Here is a 21408-nt window from a genome sequence, read left to right on the forward strand (position 1 = left end):
GTCGAATGTCAGATCCTTCTACCTCGCCCCCCCAGCCCGACCGCAGCGCCGAGCTGCGCGCCCTGGCGGCCCGCCGCCTGCTGATCCTGGATGGCGCCATGGGCACCATGATCCAGCGCCACGGCCTCTCCGAGGCGGACTACCGAGGGGCCCGCTTCCGGGATCACGACAAGGACCTGAAGGGCAACAACGACCTGCTGCTGCTGACCCGGCCGGAAGTGATCGCCGGCATCCACGAGGCCTACCTGGAGGCCGGCGCCGACATACTGGAGACCAACACCTTCAACGCCACCCGCATTTCCCAGGGGGAGTACGGCCTGGAGTCCCTGGCCTACGAACTGAATGTGGCCGGGGCGCGGCTGGCGCGGCAGGCGGCGGACAAGCACTCGACGGCGGACAAGCCTCGCTTCGTGGCCGGGGTGATCGGCCCCACCGGGCGCACCGCCTCCCTGTCGCCGGACGTGAACGACACCAGCTTCCGCAGCGTTACCTTCGACGAGCTGGTGGACAACTACGTGGAGGCGGCCCGGGGCCTCACCGACGGGGGCGCCGACATCCTGCTGGTGGAGACGGTGTTCGACACCCTCAACGCCAAGGCCGCCCTGTTTGCCCTGGAACGCTTTTTCGACCAGGCTGGGCGGCGCTGGCCCATCATGATCTCCGGCACCATCACCGATGCCGCCGGCCGCACCCTTTCGGGCCAGACCCCGGAAGCCTTCTGGAACTCCCTGCGCCACGCCCGGCCTCTTTCCTTCGGCTTCAACTGCGCCCTGGGGGCCAAGGAACTGCGCCAGCACGTGGAGGAACTGTCCCGCATCTGCGACTGCCTGGTCTCCGCCCATCCCAACGCCGGCCTGCCCAATGCCTTCGGCGGCTACGACGAGACCCCGGAAATGCTGGCCGAGGCAATCGGCGAATGGGCCCGCAGCGGCCTGGTGAATATCGTCGGCGGCTGCTGCGGCACCGCGCCGGAACACATCCGCGCCATTGCCCAGCAGGTAGCGGCGGCCACGCCCCGGGTGCCGCCCGCCATCGAACCCCGGCTGCGCCTGTCGGGCCTGGAGCCCTTCAACGTGGGCCCCGAGTCCCTGTTCGTCAACGTCGGGGAGCGCACCAACGTCACCGGCTCCAAGGCCTTCGCCCGCATGATCATGGAGGGCCGCTTCGAGGACGCCCTGGCCGTAGGCCGGCAGCAGGTGGAGAACGGCGCCCAGGTGGTGGATGTGAACATGGACGAGGCCATGCTGGATTCCCAGGCCGCCATGGTGCAGTTCCTCAACCGGGTGGCCTGCGAACCCGACATCGCCCGGGTGCCCCTGATGCTGGACTCCTCCAAGTGGGAGGTGATCGAGGCGGGCCTGAAGTGCGTCCAGGGCAAGGGCATCGTCAATTCCATCTCCATGAAGGAGGGCGAGGCCAAGTTTCTGGAGCAGGCCCGGCTGGCGCGGCGCTACGGCGCCGCGGTGATCGTCATGGCCTTCGACGAGCAGGGCCAGGCCGACACCTTCGCCCGCAAGACCCAGATCTGCCAGCGGGCCTACGAACTGCTGGTGGCGGACGGCTTCCCGGCCGAGGACATCATTTTCGACCCCAACATCTTCGCCATCGCCACCGGCATTCCCGAACACGACAACTACGCGGTGGATTTCATCCAGTCCGTGGCCTGGATCAAGGAACATCTGCCCCTGGCCAAGACCAGCGGCGGCGTCTCCAATGTCAGTTTCTCCTTCCGCGGCAACGAGCCGGTGCGGGAAGCGATCCACACCGTGTTCCTCTACCACGCGGTCCAGGCCGGGCTCACCATGGGCATCGTCAATGCCGGCCAGTTGGGCGTCTATGACGACCTGGAGCCGGCGCTGCGGGAGAAGGTGGAGGACGTGGTGCTGAACCGCAAGCCGGGGGCAGGGGATGCCCTGGTGGAATTCGCCCAGACCCTAAAAGACAAATTCGGGGGCCAGGCCAGGGAGCAGGTGCAGGACCTGGCCTGGCGTCAGTGGGCGGTGGAAAAGCGCCTGGAGCATGCCATGGTCAAGGGCATCACCGACTACGTGGTGGCCGACACCGAGGAATGCCGGGCCGCCCTGGCGGCAGCGGGCAAGCCGCCCCTGGCGGTGATCGAAGGCCCGCTGATGAACGGCATGAATGTGGTCGGCGACCTGTTCGGCGCCGGCAAGATGTTCCTGCCCCAGGTGGTCAAGTCGGCCCGTGTGATGAAGCAGGCCGTGGCCCATTTGGTGCCCTACATCGAGGAAGAGAAGGCCCGCACCGGCGCCACCTCCAAGGGCCGGGTGGTGATGGCCACGGTGAAGGGCGACGTGCACGATATCGGCAAGAACATCGTCGGCGTGGTACTGGGCTGCAATGGCTACGACGTGGTGGACCTGGGGGTGATGGTGTCCTGCGACAAGATTCTCGCCGCCGCACGGGAACAGGAAGCCCAGGTGATCGGCCTGTCGGGCCTGATCACTCCCTCCCTGGAGGAAATGAGCCACGTGGCCGCCGAGATGGAGCGCCTGGGCTTTGGTGCCACTCAAGGCCAGGAGGCGATTCCCCTGCTGATTGGCGGCGCCACCACCAGCCGGGCCCATACCGCGGTCAAGATCGCCCCCGCCTACAGCGGCCCGGTGATCTACGTGCCTGACGCCTCCCGCGCCGTGGGGGTGGTGACCAAGCTGCTCTCCCTCGACCAGGCCGCCGACTACAAGGCCGAGATCGCCGTCGATTACGAGCGGGTGCGCCAGCAGCACGGCCAGAAGAAGGGCGTGGCGATGGTGAGCCTGGAACAGGCCCGGGCCAACGCCCCCCGCCTGGACTATGGGCCCGTCACACCGAAGCATCTGGGCGTGACCGTGTTGCGCGACATCGACCTGGCGACCCTGGCCCGCTACATCGACTGGGGCCCCTTCTTCCAGACCTGGGATCTGGCGGGCAGCTACCCCAAGATCCTGGAGGACGCCACCGTGGGCGAAGCGGCCCGCAACGTTTTCCGCGACGGCCAGGAGATGCTGGCCCAGATCATCGCTGAGGGCTGGATCAGGGCCAACGCGGTGTTCGGCCTGTTCCCCGCCAACGGCCGCGGCGACGACATCGAGTTCTATGGCGACGAGCAGCGCCAGACGCCCCTGATGACCTGGCACGGCCTGCGCCAGCAACACCAGCGGCCCGAGGGCAAGGCCAACGAATGTCTGTCCGATTTCGTCGCGCCGCGGGGGACCGCCGACTATGCCGGCGCCTTCGCCTGCACCGCCGGTATCGGCATCGAGCGGAAGCTGGCGGAGTTCGCGGCGGCCCACGACGACTACCGGGCCATCATGCTCAAGTCCCTGGCCGACCGTCTGGCCGAGGCCTGCGCCGAATGGCTGCACGAGCGGGTGAGAAAGGACTACTGGGGCTACGGCGCCGACGAGGCCCTCAGCAACGAGGAATTGATCGCCGAGAAATACCAGGGCATCCGCCCGGCCCCGGGCTATCCGGCCTGCCCGGACCATACCGCCAAGGGAGCGCTTTTCCACCTGCTGGATGCAAGCGCCAACGCGGGCATGGGCCTTACCGAGAGCTATGCCATGACCCCGGCGGCATCCGTCGCCGGCTTCTACCTGGCCCATCCCCAGGCCCGCTATTTTGCCGTCAGCAAGATCGGCCGGGACCAGCTGGAGGATTGGGCACTACGGAACGGCATGGCCGTCGCCGAGGCGGAGCGCTGGCTGGCGCCTCTGTGTCATTGATGTGGGTAGAGAATTGTTATGTGGTCGTTAAAAACACTTATGAATATTTTATTTAAGGGGCATGCATATGACCATGAGAAATAAAGTGATCGTTGTGACGGGTGCAGGCTCTGGTATGGGAAGTGCGATTGTTCAAAGATTTGGAGCAGAAAGTGCAAGTGTTGTGTCGGTTGATTTAGATGAGGCGACCGCTCTTGCAGCAGTCAGGCTAATTCCTAAGGAAAGAGCAATCGCCGTTGGATGCGATGTTAGTAACAGTGTGACTGTTGAAGGGGTAATCGCAAATGTAGAGAACCGCTTCGGTAGGGTCGATGTATTAGTTAATTGTGCGGGAATCGCCAATGCACCTGGCGATGGTTTTGACAAGTATCTTGATCGGCTTAACAAGCGGATTGATCAAATAAAGTCAGGAATTCAACCGGATATTTTTCCAGATCTGATTACTGATATGTCGGACGATGGGTTCTGGAAAGTGCTTAAAGTTGATCTTGGTGGACCATTCTATTTTTGCCGGGAAGTTGTTCGACTGATGATAAAAACGAATACGGCTGGTGCAATAGTAAATATAGCCAGTACATCAGCCCAGTCGGGCGAAGGTCCACTGCACTACGTGGCTGCTAAAGCAGGACTTCTGGGATTGACAAAAAGTCTTGCACGGGAACTTGGACCTCGAGGAATCCGGGTAAATGCAATATGTCCTGGGGCCACGAATACGCCAATGATCCAACAAATCCCAGATGAATGGCGGCAGTCAATGATTCAGAGTGCGGTGCTTGAAAGATTGGTTGAGCCCGACGAAATCGCAGAAACAGTTATGTTTTTAGCATCAAATCAAGCATCAGCTTTCACTGGTCAGACATTAGGAGCTAATTGTGGAAGTTTCTTCATTTGAGGTTCAATTGCCATGAGCAAACGTATGGAAAACATGATTGCATTTATCACAGGCGGCTCCAGTGGTATTGGGAGAGCAACTGCCCATCGAATGGCAACAGAAGGTGCCACTGTTGTGATTTGTTCGAGAACAGAGGCAAACCTCAAAAAAGTAGTCGATGAAATACATGCAGCAGGCGGCAAGGCAAGCTATGTCGTCGCAGATGTTACTTCCGAGAAAAATATTACCCTTGCCATTGAGGGGGTTGCAGAGAAGTTCAGCAGAATTGATGTTCTTGTAAATAATGCCATGACAGTCGCTTGGGGCTCCATCGAAGAAAGCGACAGCCAGACTTGGGCGGCCAACATCAACGGTTCCCTAAACAGCGTTTATTACGGAACGAAAGCAGTGCTTCCTCTAATGAAGAGGCAGCGAGGGGGCTCTATTATAAATGTCTCGTCCATCGTGGCCTTGCTTGGTGCACCGGGTATGAGCGGCTATGCAGCAGCTAAATCTGGTGTTGTCGGATTTAGTAGAGTTGCCGCATTGGAGGGGGCTCAATCGAATATCAGGGTAAATGTGGTGATTCCTGGTGCTATAGCAACTCCACCCACACTTGCTTCTGTGCCAGATTCAGAATCCCTGCACAGAATGGAAAGTGAAATACCACTAAAGCGCCTCGGCAGTGCCGAGGAGATAGCTGCAACTATTACCTTTCTCGCCACCCGGGACGCAGGCTATATCACTGGATCGGTGATTGTGGCAGACGGAGGAAAGTCATGTGAGTTGTCCGTAGCTACCGCTCCTTTGGAGTCATTAAAAAATATATGATGTACATGGAGTGCTGACAATATGACTATTAATTCAATCTCAGAACATGTCCAACGGATGGTTGGGACTGAGTACGGGCTCGTGTATTCCTGGGACAAGGTAAACCTACCCATGATCCGACAGTGGTGTGAAGCCATGGGAAATGAAAGCCCAATTTATCAGGTGTCAACGGATGGCACCTACGTGGCGCCTCCCACAATGATGCAGGTTTGGGTATTAGCAGGACTGAATGGGAAACTTCCTCCCGGTTCCTCTCAGCGTAGCCCATTCGAAGCAGTCGATCTCCTTCTGGAAAATGGGTTCCCTGCAGTAGTAGCTGTTAACTGTGAGCAGGAATATTTTAGATATGCCCGAGTTGGAGAGTCCCTGAAGTTTTTAGGGCATTTAGAGACTGTTAGTGAATTGAAGACTACAGCACTTGGAACTGGCCATTTTGTTACCAATCGAATGGAGTTCTTCAACGAAATAGACGAGCCTATTGGCGAGATGCGATTTCGGTTCTTTGTATATAAACCACATCAATGCACAGAGAGTGCTAAGGGTGGTGGTTCTCAAGAACAGAATGCCGAGAATGTGTTGCCCGTCAAGGAATGTCCCCCGCGACCAGGTGTTAGTCAGGACACAAAATTCTTTTGGGATGGACTAAAAGAAGGTAAGTTGCTTATTCAGCAATGCTCTCAGTGTAAAAAACTTCGGCATCCACCAGGCCCAGTATGCCCTACTTGCCACTCATTTGATTGGAACACCATTCAATCATCTGGAGAAGGGGTTGTTCATTCTTTTGTTGTGATGCATCACCCACAGGTTCCTGGTTACCAATATCCCCATCCAGTGTTGCTTGTTGAATTGAAAGAAGGTGTCAGAGTCGTTGCCGGACTGACAAAAATAAGTCATGAAGCTGTGAAAATAGGAATGCTTGTTATGCTGGATTTTCTTAATGTAGCGGATGGTCTTGTTCTGCCTGCTTTTAGGCCAATGAGCTATTCGAGTGATGGAACCTAAGACTCGGTGTTCATGAAACTAAATTTTGGCTAATCATTTTATATATGCGAAAAGTATTTAATGTGTGAATGTTCTAGTTTCACCAATTCTGATCTACATCTTTGATACGGGAGAAGGGAAATAAAAATGAGTTGGAGTACCGTTAGATTATTTGATCAGGTGTCTCAGGGAGAAACTCTTCCTGAATTGAAAATTCCAATTACGGTAAGGTTGATTGTTTCCACCGCAATTGCGACTCGAGATTTTCAAAATGTTCATCACGATAAAGATGCAGCCATGGGACTCGGCTCACCGCATATTTTTATGAATATCCTAACGTCAAACGGTTTAGTTGAACGGTATGTTAGCGAGTGGGCTGGTCCTGGGGCAATTTTTAAAAAAGTCGCTATCAAACTTGGGGCACCGAATTTCCCTGGTGACATCATGTGTCTAAATGGCTCTGTTGTGAAAAAAACTACCGAAGATGAGCGTGAGTTGGAGTTGAAAATCGTAGGGACGAATTCACTTGGGAGCCATGTTACTGGTTTAGTTGTACTCCAATTGCCTTGATTGATGGGGAGTAGCATGAATAGCAGCTTATCCAGATCTGTGTCCATCAGTGGTGTTGGCACCTCCGATTTCTCAAAAAACTCCGGTAGAACCGAGATTCATCTGGCGATGCAGGCGATTTTGTGTGCGCTTGATGATGCCGGTATTGACCCATCTGAGGTTGATGGGTTGTCAACGTACACAATGGATAATGTTCCAGAGCGCGAAGTATTCCGCTTGCTTGGAGGGAAAAGGCTCAAATTTTTTAGTCGTACTTATGAAGGTGGGGGTGCAGCTTGTGCGCCCATTCTGCACGGAGCTATGGCAATTTACAGTGGTGTATGTGATGTAGTTGTGGGCTATCGTGCAATGAATGAAAGATCATGGTACCGCTTTGGTGCCGGTGTTCATCGCGATGTATCCGAGAACCCACTGTTTGAGACTACCAATTTTGGTTGGTACATCCCTCATGGTTTAGTCTCTCCTGCTTCGTGGGTTGCGATGGCTGCTCGTCGCTACATGCACGATTTTGGCGCTACCAGTGAAGACTTCGGCCGGGTAGCGGTAGGGGCACGAGAATTTGCAGCCACCAATCCAGCTGCTTTCTTTTATCAGAAACCTCTCTCACTGGATGAGCATCAACAATCGCGCTGGGTTGCTGAGCCACTTCATCTATATGACTGCTGCCAAGAATCCGATGGTGCAGTTGCAATTGTGATGGTTTCAGCTGAGCGCGCGAAGACTCTAAAATCAAAACCTGTAATGATCGCTGCCGCTGCACAAGGTATGTGTGATGATCAGCAACTGATGACTTCTTTCTATAGACAAGACATATCTGCATTATCTGAGATGAAACTTGTTGCTGAGCAGTTGTATGCCATGGCAGACCTAAGTCCCAGTGATATTCAAACCGCCATACTTTATGATCATTTTTCACCTTTTGTTTTACCGCAACTGGAGGTTTTCGGATTCTGTGATCGTGGCCAGGCAAAAGACTTCGTACGAGCGGGTGAGCACCTTCGGTGTGGGGTTTTGCCAGTTAATCCCCATGGTGGGCAACTTGGCGAAGCCTATATTCATGGATTTAATGGGGTGGCAGAAGGGGTGCGCCAAGTCAGAGGAACTTCTGTTAATCAAGTTGCTAATGTTCGTAATGTTCTTGTTTCCGCTGGCACGGGAGTACCGACTAGTGGCGTCATTTTGAGCACTGTCTAGGATCAGAAATATTGTTAATAATCGAACACAGCACGAGAAAATTAGATGATTGACAGAAATCGTACTCAACACGTTCTGGATCGTAGAGCAGCAGCCGCAGCGAAACATGCGCCAAGGAGCAGCTACACTATCGCTGATCGCCTAATAGAGCGCGCTGCACAGTTTCCCGATAGACCGTTGATTTATTACGGGGATAAGGCTTTTACCTATTCGGAAGTCGATGCAATAACAAACCGTCTAGCACGATTCTTCTTAAAACAGGGGCTGCGTTTGGGAGATGTGGTTTCTATCTGCATTGAGAATCGACCAGAATTCTATTTTATCTGGTGGGGACTCGCCAAAATTGGAGTCACAGTTTCACTTTTGAATACAAATCTTAGTGGAAATTCTCTTAAGCATTGTGTTAAGCAATCGAACCCAGTAATGATTGTTGCTGGTATAGAGTGCTTTACTGCTATAGATCAGATTTCTGACCGTCCAATATGCTGCGTGGGGTCTATTGAAGAACTTCCAGTTTCTGCGCGAGGTGATACTTCTGCGGCTAGTAACTTGATATTGGAAGCTATGAAGGAGTGCGATTCACCATTGGAAGCTAACTTTCGATATGGGCTGGTTGCTGAGTCAGTGGCATTGCATATCTTTACGTCAGGTACCACGGGATACCCCAAAGCAGCAAAAACTAGTCATATGCGCTGGCTCTCTGCAGGAGAAACAATTGTAGTTAGCTGTGAGGGCATGGACCTAGTGGCAGATCATAGTGACGTTTTTTATTGCTTTCTCCCTCTCTATCACGGCGCTGCGGTGATGTCGTTGACCTCTACTGCATTGCAGGCTGGCGCGTCTATTGTTTTGAGAAGAAAGTTTAGTGCTCGTGAGTTTTGGCCAGATGTTAGACGCTATCGCGTAACTATTTGCCAATACATCGGTGAGGTATGCCGTTATCTTTTGAATCAGCCCCCGCTGAATAATGATCGTGATCATAGCCTCCGCATCATGATTGGAGCTGGTTTAAATTCTGATATCTGGCGGCGATTTGTCGACCGTTTTGGTATTGATCGAATTTTTGAAGGTTGGGGAGGGACAGAACTCAATGCAACATTGTTTAATGTCGATAATGTTGTTGGCTCCTGTGGGCGAGTGCCTTATTGGGATAAGACAAATATTCGTCTGGTTAAATATGATGTGGAGAATGGGTGTTACGTGAGGAATGAGAGTGGATGTCTACGTCTCTGCAATCCTGGGGAGGTAGGAGAGTTAATTGCCATGGTCATTAATCAACCAGATGTAGGTGCGGGACGATTTGAAGGGTATACCTCTATAACAGATACTGAGCGGAAGATTCTGCGGAATATTTTTGTTGATGGCGATAGTTATGTATCTTCTGGCGACTTGGCAAGATACGATGAGGAAGGGTACTTTTACTTTGTTGACCGGATTGGCGACACATTCCGATGGAAGAGTGAAAACGTATCAACAACTGAAGTAGCGGAGGCGTTTTCAAGCATTACTGGTATCGAGTCTATTACCATCTATGGAGTTAATGTACCTAATACCGAAGGACGTGCAGGTATGGCGTCAGTTGTAATGTCTCCTGGTGTTGAGTTTGACCCTGTTCATTTTTATAGCACTGGTAAAAAACGTCTCCCTGATTATGCAATGCCTTTGTTTGTCAGACTTAGCAAGTGCGTTGATATGACGAGTACTTTCAAGTTAAAAAGAATAGATTTACAGCGGGAGGGCTATCATCCGGATCAGGTGAAAGATCCGGTCTTTGTAATTTCTGACTTCGATGAAACGTATGTAGAATATAGTGATATTGCCTTATCGAGAGCACTTAAAACCGATCAGATCAGAGCAGGGAGACTTTCAGATCAAGTCTGAGTATCTGTATTTGATTTAATACTACAACAGCATAGAGCGTTAGTTATTATGGTTCTAATTTTATGGCGAGACGGGGGGCGGCCATTAAAGAAATAGGACATGATTACCTGACTCATGATGGCGTCGATAAGTTGCTCAACATCGCAATCATGGCGTAATTCTTCTCGATCTATTGCGCGGAAAATGGCGACCCGACTCGGCTCACGCTTAGCTGCGATGATAGGGCGCATGAGATCCATTAGTTCGGAATTATTGAGTGCTTCACCGATTAGGCTAGGAAATATCCTTCCCAAAGGCGTTTCGACCAAAATATCTATGAAGTTATTGACTATAGCGGTAAGGTCTTTGGTGATGCTACCTTCATTAACTATTTCAATCGATGGCAGATGTTTGAAAGCTGCAACAACAAGATGCATTTTCGCTGGCCATCGTCGGTATATAGTTGATTTCCCTGCCCCTGCTTTAATGGCGACATCATTCACAGTTAGGTTGGAGTAACCTGTCTCGGCGAGTAGGTCAAGAGTGGCATCCAGTATTGCCTGTTCGACATCCGGACTTCTTGGGCGTCCAGGGCTTCTTGTTCGTAGCTTAGTCTTGGTCATTTAAGTTAAACGAAGTTGTTAAAAACACGTCAGACGTTTATTAAAAGGTAGTGCTAAAGCTTAGATTCATAGTTTTTTGTTATGGTAGATATATTAGTCTAGAGCCTGCGGAAAATTGTCATTATTGTTGCAATGCATATACAAGTCGTTAGATCACTTAATTTCCAATGAAAAGACGCTGATACATGTTTCTGTATCAGCGCCAAACAGCACACTACTACTTATAAGTGCGCCGTATCCTCAATCACCATTTGTATCCAAAACTGAGGCCATAGGTTCTAGGTGGTTGCCAGTTTGTAGTCCGGAACAATCCAAAATCAATTCCTTGTGATGGTTTCTTCTCGTCGGTAAGATTTTTTATCCAGAAGGAAAGTTCAGCTTCACCAGGTCCCCCAACAAGAATGTTGGATAGCAGCAGTTTAGCGTTGATGTTTCGTAGCGGAGGAGAGCTATCCGTACCCACCTCATAGCTGCCACCTGCATTGTGTGCGGTAAGAGATTTGTTGACCGCATAGTAGTGGACCTGAGAAGAATAAGTGTAGTCCATGATCAACCGTAAGGTTCCTAATGAAGTCTTTAATAGCCTTCCGTCCACGTTTATGTTCAGAGTGTGCTTAGGGGCATAAGGTGGGAGGCGATTACTTGCAGTGTCAATCAGCGGTTGGCCCGTGATATTTAGAGCATTGTCAATATACTCGTCGAACTTCGCGTCTAGGTAGCCGTATCCACCTTGTAATTTCCAGCCATCGGCAACGGTAATAGAACCTTCAAGCTCAATACCTTGATAGGTAGATTTCCCCGCATTGGTTAGGAATGAGGAAATTGTTCCTGGGATTAGCTGAGTGATTTGTAGGTCCGAATACTTGGTGCGGAAGTATGTGCCACTTAATTGTGCCCTTAGATCGGGATACATTGCCTTGAATCCGAGTTCAGCGACACTGGATTTTTCCGGATTGTAGGGTGTTGTAACGGCAACAGGGTTATTGGCCTCACCGGAGAATCCGCCGCTTTTGAAACCTTTTGCGAGACGCCCGTAAAGATTAAGTGTGTCGCTATATCTGTATGCAAGAGCAAGTACGGGCGTATTTGCATCGAAGGTTGCTGAGTAGGATGTGCGAGGATAAAACCCTACTGCAGTATCGCTGACTAGAGCCCCATTGAACCCGTTGGTCGTATAGTGGTGAGCCCATCCACTTTTAGTTTCGCTGGTCTTCCGTATGCCAGCTGTAGCTGTTAAACGATCCGTCAGCTTGTAATCTACCTGTGCAAACCATGCCTTTGCGTCTGTTTTTACAGCGTAGTCATGTCTCAAATCTGGGATGGCAAATATTGATAATGCCTGAGGGCCAAGTGTGGTGCCATCGTCCTTGAAATCGTAGAGGCCGAATACATAGTTCATTCGATCACTATTGCCTATCCACTGCAATTCATTGGAATTGGATTCATAATGTGTATCCCGGATTCCGTAGGCCATCGTATTCCATGTAAGTACATTTGGAATTATGGTTATGCTTCCAGAACCTGAACCATCGAGGTCGAGGCTATCTGAGAAGCTCATTTTTCTTTTTGAGTAGATGTACTTTAGAGTATTTTTCTCATTGATCTTGTAATCAAAGATAAGTGAATGCCCATCTGTTTTTGATCTTTCCCAGAGAGGTAGTCCATTTCGCGTATTGGTGGTTATGAATTTTGGGCGGTCGGTGGCGACGTACGGTGCCATAGCATTCTGAATAGCATTTCCGAGAAATGGGCCAAAGGCTGATGGCAAGGTTCCTTTCCATCCACGTAATGCGTACAAGCTCATTGGAGGAGGAATGTTGTTGGCCTCAGCGTGATCAAATGAGTAGTTTGCTGTTAAATCAGTGTTTATATCGAGCTTCGCAGCAAGTCGGTAGGCTTCTTTATTTTTTTTACCGCTATCGCCATTGCCTGGTGTCAGTTCCTTCACCCAACCATCGCGGTCTTCTTTTTTGTATGCAATGTTGAGACTCAATATGCCGAGCTTCGGGAGATCTAGCGATAGGCGTTCCAGTCTATGTCCATAGTTACCAATTTCCACTGCAACTGAGCCGGAAAACTGTCCAGAAGGCTTGCGAGTCACGAAACTGATGGCGCCTCCTTCGGTATTGCGCCCGAATAGTGTTCCCTGAGGGCCTCTGAGAATCTCCACACGTTCGAGATCTGCAATGTCAAAAATGCTGCCTTGTGCCTTGCCGATATAGACGCCATCCACATACATTCCTACCGACGGATCTACGAAAATTCCCGGCTGGCCGGTTGCTGCTCCACGGATTGAAAGCGTTGAAACAAGACTACTCGCAGGGTTATCCCTGTACATAAGATTAGGGGCTAGGCTGTTCAGGTTGGCGACACCCTCGATTCCGCGGGTTTCCAACTGTGCACCGCTAATCGCGGAAATCGCGATTGGAACGTCCTGAATGCGTTCTGCGCGCTTTTGTGCGGTAACGATGACTTCTTCTAATGCATCAGCTGAAATACTGGCAGATGAGTACATCAATGAAATTAGTACTGGAAGTGTGCGTACAGCGATTTGCTTTTTAGATGTGAGCATCGCAATTGCCTCCTACTAGAATTTAGAATTGTTAGATCGATAAAAGCTTTCTGTTCTTGCGCTGATTTTTGAATTATTTCTGTCTGTTTTAGTATTTTAGAAAACGAGACGATACGTAGCGTACCCAAAATATTCGATGATGTCTAATACGATGCCGTGTCGTAATTTCTTACAAGTATTATGGCGATTGAGTTGCCTCAACGTTGGCAGTAGATGTGATGCCAAGTATTAATCTCTCAAGTAGATACCTGGTTTCGCTGTAGGACGGTTCTCTCTTAGTGAAGAGTACGCGGGTCAGAATCGGACCCATCAAAATATCTGCAGCATCTTCAATTGATAAGGAAGGGGTAATTTCATTTCTTGCGATAGCTCGAGATATGATTTTCAGTAATGGCCGGCGTCGCGATTGAAGAAGAGGATTTACGCAAGTTTCAAATTCATGGTTGCGGTAGCTTTCGTGACCAATTGCCGTGAGAATTGGTGCGAGTCGTGAACTGCTGGCTATTTGAATAAATTCATTTGCTAGTGTTGACAAATCATCTAACAGTCTCCCAGTATCAGGTGTTGCAAGTTCTGGAAGCTGATTGAGTGCATCGACAACTAATGGAAGCTTCGATGGCCATCGGCGATAAATCGTTGCTTTGCCAACGCCCGAGCGAATGGCAATCGAGGAAATGGATAGCTTCTCGTATCCAAGTTCTCCAAGATTCTCTAGCGTGGCTTTCAGTATTGATCTGTGAACCTCACTACTGCGGGGGCGGCCGGGTCTCGAAGCATTATCATTTCCCGACTGATTCTTAACTCTTTTGTCGAGGGTGGGTTTTGTTAGAAGTTGCTGAATTTCCATTGAGAATAATGAGTTATTGGCAAGCATGATTTCTCCTTGAATAGGATAGATATGGATTAACTTCTTTAAGGTCGATGTCCGGAATGTTCCTATTACGAGTCGGTATGGGCTATTGACGAGCTAAAAATTTAATGTAATATTAAATAACGCAACGGATCGTATCGTGTATAGGTCTGAAAGTCTAGTAGATAGACCAACGGTTGGTTGCTCCCGCCAAGTTAATTGGACAACTTGCGAGGCGGTTAGGTGACAGAAATTGTCATCCATAAATTTCGCTAAAGCGTCGACCGCCCTTGTTCCCTGGAGACTGTCGCGCTTAAGACAATATCCGGGGAAACACTAGGAGCGATGCATCATGTCCCAAGAGTATTTCTTCACTTCCGAGTCGGTTTCCGAAGGCCACCCGGACAAGGTCGCCGACCAAATTTCGGACGCCATCCTCGACGCCATCTTGTCTCAGGACAAACATGCCCGAGTAGCCGCCGAAACCCTGACCAACACCGGTCTGGTGGTGCTGGCCGGGGAGATCACCACCCACGCCAACGTCGATTACATCCAGGTCGCCCGGGACACCATCAAGGAAATCGGCTACGACAACACCGAATCCGGCATCGACTACAAAGGCTGCGCCGTTTTGGTGGCCTACGACAAGCAGTCCCCCGACATCGCTCAGGGCGTGAATAAAGCCTACGACGACAACCTGGACCAGGGCGCCGGCGATCAGGGCCTGATGTTCGGCTACGCCTGCGACGAGACCGATACCCTGATGCCCCTCCCCATCCACCTGTCCCATCGCCTGGTGGAGCGCCAGTCCCAGCTGCGCAAGAATGGCCGGCTTTCCTGGCTGCGCCCGGACGCCAAATCCCAGGTAACGGTGCGCTACAAGGATGGCAAGGCCGATGCCATCGATACGGTGGTGCTCTCAACCCAGCATTCTGCAGACATCAGCCTTAATGACATTCGGGAAGCGGTGATCGAAGACATCATCAAGCCGGTGCTGCCCAAGGAACTGATCAAGGGCGAGATCAAGTATCTGGTGAATCCCACCGGCCGCTTCGTGGTGGGCGGCCCCCAGGGGGATTGCGGCCTCACGGGACGAAAGATCATCGTGGACACATACGGCGGCGCGGCCCCCCACGGCGGAGGTGCCTTCTCGGGCAAGGACCCGTCCAAGGTGGACCGTTCCGGCGCCTATGCCGGCCGTTATATCGCGAAGAACATTGTTGCCGCGGGCATGGCCAGCCGGTGCCTGGTCCAGGTGTCCTACGCCATCGGTGTTTCCCAGCCCACCAGCGTCTGGGTCACCACCTACGGCACAGGCAAGATTTCTGACGAGAAGATCGCCGACCTGGTGAAAAGGCACTTCGACCTACGGCCCAAAGGCATCGTCAATATGCTTGACCTGCTGCGCCCCATCTACAAGAAGACAGCGGCTTATGGTCACTTTGGCCGGGAAAATGCTGGCCTACCTTGGGAACTGACAGATAAGGCTGCCGCCTTGAGGGCGGATGCGGGTTTGTAGCATTGCATTAAGAATGCTTGTTATTCCGAGAGGCGCTGCAGCAGCTATTCCTATCTGGGAAGAACTGTCAGGCTCAGAACGACAAGTTGTAAGAAACGGCGCCTGTTCAACTCAATTTGAACGGAGACCATTATGAGTGTAAGTGCTGTTTTGAAATCTGCCCCTGACTACGCTATTGCCGACCTGAGCCTGGCCGACTGGGGCCGCAAGGAAATCCGCATCGCGGAAACCGAGATGCCCGGCCTGATGGCCATCCGCGAGGAATTCGCCAAGAGCCAGCCCCTGAAGGGCGCCCACATCACCGGGTCGCTGCACATGACCATCCAGACCGCGGTTCTGATCGAGACCCTGGTGGCCCTCGGCGCCCAGGTGCGCTGGGCTTCCTGCAACATTTTCTCGACCCAGGATCACGCCGCCGCAGCCATCGCCAAGGACGGCATCGCCGTCTTTGCCGTCAAGGGCGAGAGCCTCACCGACTACTGGGACTACACCCACCGCATCTTCGAATGGCCCGATGGCGGCAATGGTGAAAAAGTCTATAGCAACATGATCCTCGACGACGGCGGCGACGCCACCCTGCTGCTGCACCTGGGTGCCCGGGCCGAGCAGGACATCGCGGTGCTGGCCAAGCCCGGCTCCGAAGAAGAGACCATTCTCTTCGCCAGCATCAAGGCCAAGCTGGCCAGCGACAAGACTTGGTATTCCACCCGCCTGGCGAAGATCAAGGGCGTCACCGAGGAAACCACCACCGGCGTCCATCGCCTGTACCAGATGCATCAGCGGGGCGAACTCAAGTTCCCCGCCATCAACGTCAACGACTCGGTCACCAAGTCCAAGTTCGACAACCTCTACGGCTGCCGCGAATCCCTGGTGGACGGCATCAAGCGCGCCACCGACGTGATGATCGCCGGAAAAATCGCCGTGGTCTGCGGCTACGGCGACGTAGGCAAGGGCTCGGCCCAGGCCCTGCGCGCCCTCTCGGCCCAGGTCTGGGTCACCGAGATCGACCCGATCTGCGCCCTCCAGGCCGCCATGGAAGGCTATCGCGTGGTGACCATGGAATACGCCGCCGACAAGGCCGACATTTTCGTCACCACCACCGGCAACTTCCAAGTCATCACCCATGAGCACATGGTCAAGATGAAGAACAACGCCATCGTCTGCAACATCGGCCATTTCGACAACGAAATCGATGTCGCTTCCCTGGAAAAGTACCAGTGGGAAGAAATCAAACCCCAGGTGGACCACGTCATCTTCCCCGATGGCAAGCGCATCATCCTGCTGGCCAAGGGGCGACTGGTGAACCTCGGTTGCGGCACCGGCCATCCGTCCTATGTGATGTCCTCCAGCTTCGCCAACCAGACCATCGCCCAGATCGAGTTGTTCACCAAGACCGCCGCGTACCCGGTGGGCGTGTATACCCTGCCCAAACATCTGGACGAAAAGGTGGCCCGCCTGCAGTTGAAGACGCTCAACGTGCAACTCACCGAGCTGACCGATCAGCAGGCCGCCTACATCGGGGTGCCCAAGCACGGTCCCTACAAGGCCGACCATTACCGCTATTAATGCTTTTCATGAATGAATAGTCATGACTAAGCAAATTTCATTCGAGTTCTTTCCTCCACAAACTTTAGAAGGTATGGAGAAGTTGAGGAAGACTTGGGAGGCACTGGAAAATCTGAATCCAACATATTTTTCAGTGACATTTGGCGCAGGTGGATCAACTCGTGATCGAACCCTGGAAACGGTATTGCAAATACAACGCGCTGGATTAAGTGCAGCACCACATTTGTCATGCATTGGGGCAACGCGAGAGAGTCTTCGAAGCATGCTGAAGGACTACAAAGGAGCAGGGGTAAGTCGCATTGTTGCCTTACGAGGTGATTTACCTTCTGGATTTGTCGCACCAGGTGAATTTCGACATGCCTCAGAACTGGTTCAGTTCATTCGGCATGAAACTGGTGACTTCTTCCATTTGGCAGTTGCCGGATATCCTGAGGTTCATCCAGAATCGAGGTCCAACCGAGACGATATTGAAAAATTTGTTCGCAAAGTGGAGGCTGGTGCCGACTCTGTAATAACGCAATATTTCTACAATGTAGATGCCTACATACAATTTGTTGACCAGGTTCGATCACGTGGTGTTCATATCCCTGTTATCCCCGGAATCATGCCCATAGCTAACTTCGAAAAAATCGTCAGATTTTCTGATGCATGTGGTGCGGAGCTACCGCGCTGGATGCGCAAGCGCTTCGATGATTTTGAGAATGATGCAGAGTCAGCAAAAGAGTATGGCTTAGATCTTGTTTCGGACTTGTGTAGGCGTTTGTTAGAAAGTGGTGCTCCGGGTTTGCATTTTTACACCCTCAACCAGTCACCGTTAGTGGCAGAAATTTGCCACCGTATTGGGGTGGCTTGATCTCCAGAAGGCGGGATTACCGCCTTCTGGACTCACTATCCATTAGAGTGGATTCATATGGTACGTAAGCGAAAAGAAGAGGCAGATCAAACCCGCACCAGAATTATTGAATCGGCTCGGCGAGTATTTTTAGCGCATGGTGTCAGCCTGGCAAGCATGGATGAGATAGCAAGAAACGCCGGTGTTACCCGAGGTGCAATCTACTGGCATTTCACTGGTAAGCGAGATATTTTGAATGTGCTTTGTATTGAGCTTCGCGCATGGCTACTACAGGTTAAGGAATACCTGGCTGTGCAACTTGATCTGCACGAGCCGTTAAATGCTGTAGCGCTTGTATTGAAGAAGTCGGTCGCGGATCTTGAGAATCATCAGGAGATTCGGAAGGCACTAAAAATTATCCTCACTTGCTGCGAGTATCAGGAAGATTGCGGGCCAATTTGGAATGAGCTTCAGAATACCAAAAACGAACTACACCGCATGACAGAACTTGCTTACCATCAAGCCACTTTACAGAATACTTTGAAAGCTGAACTTGTTCCAGAAATGGCAGCGAAAGACACCCGCATCTTTATAGAGGGTTTAGTGAGTTTGATAGTGATGACGCCATTTGTTGGAAATGCTTCACAACTGATTGACTCTCACATCGATTTGAGAAGGAGGCTCCCAACAACTGTCTGCAATCCTGATAACACCGGGGCAGTATCAAAATAGCGGCAATCACTTCATTTCATTAGAGCCCTTGAGCAGGTTAGAGAGTAGCTATAAAAATTGCAAATTGGTTACAGCAGATGTGGATCTAAAATTTTGGTCAATTTTTTAATGCCCCACTTATTCTAATAAGACCATTTTCATGTTTGCCGACGAAAACCATCAGGTAAAAAAATTCCTTGCAGGAATGGAAGCCCCGCAAGAGAAAACTCTATCGCAAGTAGCTGCGAATGCTGCGGCTGAAGTATTAATCCGGCAAGGATTCCATCAAGTAGTGGAACATTTCATTGTTCAGAGCCTCCCCATGTCCAGCGACAACCTGAACGCCATCATCGCCGCCGCCCGCCAGGGGCATCGCCCGAGCCGGGAAGATGCCCTGGGCCTGGCCGACTGCCAGGACCTGCCAGCCCTCGCGGCAGCGGCGGAAGCCCTGACCCTGGAAGGCTTCGGCCGCATCGTCACCTATTCGCGCAAGGTCTTCATTCCGCTGACCCAGTTGTGCCGGGACGTCTGCCACTACTGCACCTTCGCCCAGGCGCCCCGTGAACTGGCCAGCCCCTACCTCAGTCCCGAGGAAGTCCTGGCCATCGCCCGGGCCGGCGCCACCGCGGGCTGCAAGGAAGCCCTGTTCACCTTGGGCGACAAGCCCGAGCTGCGCTACGGTGCCGCCCGCCGCGCCCTGGACGAGATGGGCTATGCCAGCACCCTGGATTATCTGGAAGCCATGGCTCGCCTGGTCACGAGGAGACGGGCCTGCTGCCCCACCTCAATCCGGGGATCATGAACGCCGAGGAAATGGCCCGGCTGCGCAAGGTCTCCTTCTCCATGGGCATCATGCTGGAATCGGCCTCGCCCCGGCTGTGCGAAAAGGGCATGCCCCACCATGGTTCCCCCGACAAGGACCCGGCGGTGCGCCTGGCCTGCCTGCGCACCGCCGGGGAACTGGCGGTGCCCTTCACCAGCGGCATCCTGATCGGCATTGGCGAAACCCGGGCCGAGCGCATCGAATCCCTCTTGGCCCTGCGGGACCTGAACGACGAATTCGGCCACATCCAGGAAGTCATCATCCAGAACTTCCGGGCCAAGCCCGACACCAAGATGGCGGATGCCCCGGAGCCCTCCCTGGACGAGCATCTATGGACCCTGGCCGTGGCCCGGCTGATCTTCGGTTCGGCCATGTCGCTCCAGGCGCCCCCCAATCTCCAGCGGGACGGCCTGGCGGCCCTGGTGGGTGCCGGGGTCAATGACTGGGGCGGCGTCTCCCCGGTGACTCCCGACCACGTGAATCCGGAGGCCCCCTGGCCCCACCTGGTGGAACTGGCCGCCGAGACCACGGCGGCAGGACGCCACCTGGCCGAGCGTCTGGCCCTGGCGCCGGCCCATGCCCTGGAGGCGGCCCGCTGGGTGGATGCCGCCCTGGTGCCGGCCCTGCTGGCCCGCATCGACATTTTTGGTCGCGCCCGCACCGATAGTTGGCACGCCGGCGCCGGACACCCCATGCCGGTCCATGCCGCCGCCTGGGTGGACGCTACCCGGCCCCTGTCGGTCCATCCTGAAATCGCCGCCATCATCGACAAGGCCCGGGCCGGTGCCGATCTCTCCGAAGCCGAGATCGTCGCCCTGTTCGCCACCGAGGGGGACGACTTCCGCGGCGTGCTGCGGGCCGCCGACCAACTGCGGGCCGAGGTGGTGGGGGACGGAGTCTCCTTCGTGGTGAACCGCAATATCAACTACACCAACATCTGCTCCTACCGCTGCAATTTCTGCGCCTTCGCCAAGGGTCGGGCCACCCCGGAACTGCGGGGTCCGGCCTACCGGCTGGACCCGGCCCAGGTGGCCGACATCGCCGAGGAAGCCTGGAACAAGGGCGCCACCGAGGTCTGCATGCAGGGGGGCATTCATCCCGAGTACACCGGCCACACCTACCGGGAGATCATCGAGGCGGTGAAGACCCGGGTGCCGGACATGCATCTGCACGCCTTCTCGCCCCTGGAGATCCACCAGGGGGCCAGCACCCTGGGCATGGGCCTCCACGACTATCTGCGCATGCTGAAGGAGGCCGGCCTGTCCACCCTGCCCGGCACCGCTGCCGAGATCCTGGACGACGAGGTGCGGGCCATCATCTGCCACGACAAGATCAACACCCAGGAATGGCTGGAAGTGGTGCGGGCCGCCCACGAGGTGGGTATCAAGACCACCGCCACCATCATGTATGGCCATGTGGACCGGGCCGAGCACTGGGCCCGCCATCTGCTGCATGTCCGCAACCTGCAGAAGATCACTGGCGGCTTCACCGAGTTCGTGCCCCTTGCCTTCGTGCACATGGAGGCCCCCATGGGCCGCCGCGGCAAGTCCCGGGCCGGCCCCACCCTCAAAGAATCCCTGCTGATGCACGCCGTGGCCCGTCTGGCCCTGCATCCCCTGATCCCCAACATCCAGACCTCCTGGGTCAAGATGGGGGGGCAGGGAGCAGCCCTGTGCCTCCAGGCCGGGGCCAACGACCTGGGGGGGGTGCTGATGTACGAATCCATCACCCGTTCCGCCGGCGGCACCCATGGCCAGGAGTTCTCGGCCCAGGCGCTGGAGAAGTTGGCCCGCAGCATCGGCCGACGGCCCTGGCGCCGCACCACCCTCTACCAGGCAGTCGCGGAACCCAAAAGCCGGGCGGCGTAAGAGAATGCTCCG

The 21408-nt window shown here is 53.6% G+C and carries 16 protein-coding genes and 1 riboswitch; of the genes, 13 read left to right on the forward strand and 3 right to left on the reverse strand.

The features are described 5' to 3' along the window. The first annotated feature begins 5 nt into the window (after nt 1–5). The 7 genes from metH (at nt 6) to DENOEST_RS05590 (ending at nt 10053) form a co-directional block, all read left to right on the forward strand. Entirely contained in the window at nt 6–3725 is a 3720-nt protein-coding gene (gene metH / locus DENOEST_RS05560; RefSeq protein WP_183148211.1) for a methionine synthase, read from the forward strand. A gap of 73 nt (nt 3726–3798) precedes the next feature. After that, nucleotides 3799–4617 carry an SDR family NAD(P)-dependent oxidoreductase gene (locus DENOEST_RS05565; protein WP_197970530.1) on the forward strand — a complete coding sequence of 273 codons (819 nt, stop codon included), beginning with the start codon at nt 3799–3801 and terminating at the stop codon, nt 4615–4617. Between the two features lie 12 nt (nt 4618–4629). Continuing rightward, complete coding sequence (locus tag DENOEST_RS05570) at nt 4630–5427, forward strand: SDR family NAD(P)-dependent oxidoreductase (protein ID WP_197970531.1); 798 nt, start codon at nt 4630–4632, stop codon at nt 5425–5427. Nucleotides 5428–5484: 57 nt separating this feature from the next. Beyond that, the gene (locus DENOEST_RS05575) at nt 5485–6429 is read left to right on the forward strand and encodes a bifunctional MaoC family dehydratase N-terminal/OB-fold nucleic acid binding domain-containing protein (RefSeq protein ID WP_269475916.1); all 945 of its coding nucleotides are present in this window, start codon (nt 5485–5487) and stop codon (nt 6427–6429) included. Nucleotides 6430–6555: 126 nt separating this feature from the next. Further along, on the forward strand, nt 6556–6978 hold the full coding sequence (locus tag DENOEST_RS05580; RefSeq protein WP_145772300.1) for a MaoC family dehydratase: 423 nt from the start codon (nt 6556–6558) through the stop codon (nt 6976–6978). Between the two features lie 15 nt (nt 6979–6993). Then, on the forward strand, nt 6994–8172 hold the full coding sequence (locus DENOEST_RS05585) for a lipid-transfer protein (protein WP_145772299.1): 1179 nt from the start codon (nt 6994–6996) through the stop codon (nt 8170–8172). 45 nt (nt 8173–8217) lie between these two features. Continuing rightward, the gene (locus tag DENOEST_RS05590; RefSeq protein ID WP_145772298.1) at nt 8218–10053 is read left to right on the forward strand and encodes a long-chain-acyl-CoA synthetase; all 1836 of its coding nucleotides are present in this window, start codon (nt 8218–8220) and stop codon (nt 10051–10053) included. Here the strand turns inward: DENOEST_RS05590 and DENOEST_RS05595 are convergent. The 3 genes from DENOEST_RS05595 to DENOEST_RS05605 all read right to left on the reverse strand — a co-directional run bounded on the left by DENOEST_RS05595 (nt 10044) and on the right by DENOEST_RS05605 (nt 14101). Continuing rightward, nucleotides 10044–10655: a TetR/AcrR family transcriptional regulator gene (locus tag DENOEST_RS05595; protein WP_145772297.1), complete on the reverse strand. Its 612-nt coding sequence runs from the start codon at nt 10653–10655 to the stop codon at nt 10044–10046. The genes DENOEST_RS05590 and DENOEST_RS05595 overlap by 10 nt on opposite strands. 244 nt (nt 10656–10899) lie before the next feature. Further along, nucleotides 10900–13227, reverse strand: a complete 2328-nt coding sequence (locus DENOEST_RS05600) for a TonB-dependent receptor (RefSeq protein WP_145772296.1) — start codon at nt 13225–13227, stop codon at nt 10900–10902. Nucleotides 13228–13405: 178 nt separating this feature from the next. After that, on the reverse strand, nt 13406–14101 hold the full coding sequence (locus DENOEST_RS05605) for a TetR/AcrR family transcriptional regulator (RefSeq protein ID WP_145772295.1): 696 nt from the start codon (nt 14099–14101) through the stop codon (nt 13406–13408). A 328-nt stretch (nt 14102–14429) separates the two neighbouring features. On the opposite strand from DENOEST_RS05605, the gene metK reads away from it, so the two are divergent. From metK to cofH, 6 genes are all read left to right on the forward strand, one after another. Further along, a complete protein-coding gene (gene metK, locus DENOEST_RS05610; RefSeq protein ID WP_145772294.1) occupies nt 14430–15596 on the forward strand; it encodes a methionine adenosyltransferase in 1167 nt (388 codons plus the stop codon). 21 nt (nt 15597–15617) lie between these two features. Beyond that, nucleotides 15618–15707: riboswitch (S-adenosyl-L-homocysteine riboswitch) on the forward strand. Between the two features lie 21 nt (nt 15708–15728). Next, complete coding sequence (gene ahcY, locus DENOEST_RS05615; RefSeq protein ID WP_145772293.1) at nt 15729–17162, forward strand: adenosylhomocysteinase; 1434 nt, start codon at nt 15729–15731, stop codon at nt 17160–17162. A gap of 22 nt (nt 17163–17184) precedes the next feature. Further along, nucleotides 17185–18015: a methylenetetrahydrofolate reductase [NAD(P)H] gene (metF, locus tag DENOEST_RS05620; protein WP_145772292.1), complete on the forward strand. Its 831-nt coding sequence runs from the start codon at nt 17185–17187 to the stop codon at nt 18013–18015. A gap of 57 nt (nt 18016–18072) precedes the next feature. Continuing rightward, nucleotides 18073–18726, forward strand: coding sequence for a TetR family transcriptional regulator (locus tag DENOEST_RS20475; protein WP_145772291.1), 654 nt, complete (start codon nt 18073–18075; stop codon nt 18724–18726). A 301-nt stretch (nt 18727–19027) separates the two neighbouring features. Beyond that, entirely contained in the window at nt 19028–19507 is a 480-nt protein-coding gene (locus tag DENOEST_RS19890) for a hypothetical protein (RefSeq protein ID WP_197970533.1), read from the forward strand. Next, nucleotides 19504–21396 carry a 5-amino-6-(D-ribitylamino)uracil--L-tyrosine 4-hydroxyphenyl transferase CofH gene (cofH, locus tag DENOEST_RS05630; RefSeq protein ID WP_197970534.1) on the forward strand — a complete coding sequence of 631 codons (1893 nt, stop codon included), beginning with the start codon at nt 19504–19506 and terminating at the stop codon, nt 21394–21396. The genes DENOEST_RS19890 and cofH overlap by 4 nt, the downstream gene beginning before the upstream one ends. The last annotated feature ends 12 nt before the right edge of the window (nt 21397–21408 follow it).

It is taken from the genome of Denitratisoma oestradiolicum, assembly GCF_902813185.1.
Taxonomy (GTDB): domain Bacteria; phylum Pseudomonadota; class Gammaproteobacteria; order Burkholderiales; family Rhodocyclaceae; genus Denitratisoma; species Denitratisoma oestradiolicum.

Excerpts from the sequence above, each read along its gene's own strand:
- metH (WP_183148211.1), top strand. The coding sequence starts at position 6 with ATGTCAGATCCTTCTACCTCGCCCCCCCAGCCCGACCGCAGCGCCGAG.
- DENOEST_RS05565 (WP_197970530.1), top strand. The coding sequence starts at position 3,799 with ATGAGAAATAAAGTGATCGTTGTGACGGGTGCAGGCTCTGGTATGGGA.
- DENOEST_RS05570 (WP_197970531.1), top strand. The coding sequence starts at position 4,630 with ATGAGCAAACGTATGGAAAACATGATTGCATTTATCACAGGCGGCTCC.
- DENOEST_RS05575 (WP_269475916.1), top strand. The coding sequence starts at position 5,485 with ATGGTTGGGACTGAGTACGGGCTCGTGTATTCCTGGGACAAGGTAAAC.
- DENOEST_RS05580 (WP_145772300.1), top strand. The coding sequence starts at position 6,556 with ATGAGTTGGAGTACCGTTAGATTATTTGATCAGGTGTCTCAGGGAGAA.
- DENOEST_RS05585 (WP_145772299.1), top strand. The coding sequence starts at position 6,994 with ATGAATAGCAGCTTATCCAGATCTGTGTCCATCAGTGGTGTTGGCACC.
- DENOEST_RS05590 (WP_145772298.1), top strand. The coding sequence starts at position 8,218 with ATGATTGACAGAAATCGTACTCAACACGTTCTGGATCGTAGAGCAGCA.
- DENOEST_RS05595 (WP_145772297.1), bottom strand. The coding sequence starts at position 10,655 with ATGACCAAGACTAAGCTACGAACAAGAAGCCCTGGACGCCCAAGAAGT.
- DENOEST_RS05600 (WP_145772296.1), bottom strand. The coding sequence starts at position 13,227 with ATGCTCACATCTAAAAAGCAAATCGCTGTACGCACACTTCCAGTACTA.
- DENOEST_RS05605 (WP_145772295.1), bottom strand. The coding sequence starts at position 14,101 with ATGCTTGCCAATAACTCATTATTCTCAATGGAAATTCAGCAACTTCTA.
- metK (WP_145772294.1), top strand. The coding sequence starts at position 14,430 with ATGTCCCAAGAGTATTTCTTCACTTCCGAGTCGGTTTCCGAAGGCCAC.
- ahcY (WP_145772293.1), top strand. The coding sequence starts at position 15,729 with ATGAGTGTAAGTGCTGTTTTGAAATCTGCCCCTGACTACGCTATTGCC.
- metF (WP_145772292.1), top strand. The coding sequence starts at position 17,185 with ATGACTAAGCAAATTTCATTCGAGTTCTTTCCTCCACAAACTTTAGAA.
- DENOEST_RS20475 (WP_145772291.1), top strand. The coding sequence starts at position 18,073 with ATGGTACGTAAGCGAAAAGAAGAGGCAGATCAAACCCGCACCAGAATT.
- DENOEST_RS19890 (WP_197970533.1), top strand. The coding sequence starts at position 19,028 with ATGTCCAGCGACAACCTGAACGCCATCATCGCCGCCGCCCGCCAGGGG.
- cofH (WP_197970534.1), top strand. The coding sequence starts at position 19,504 with ATGAACGCCGAGGAAATGGCCCGGCTGCGCAAGGTCTCCTTCTCCATG.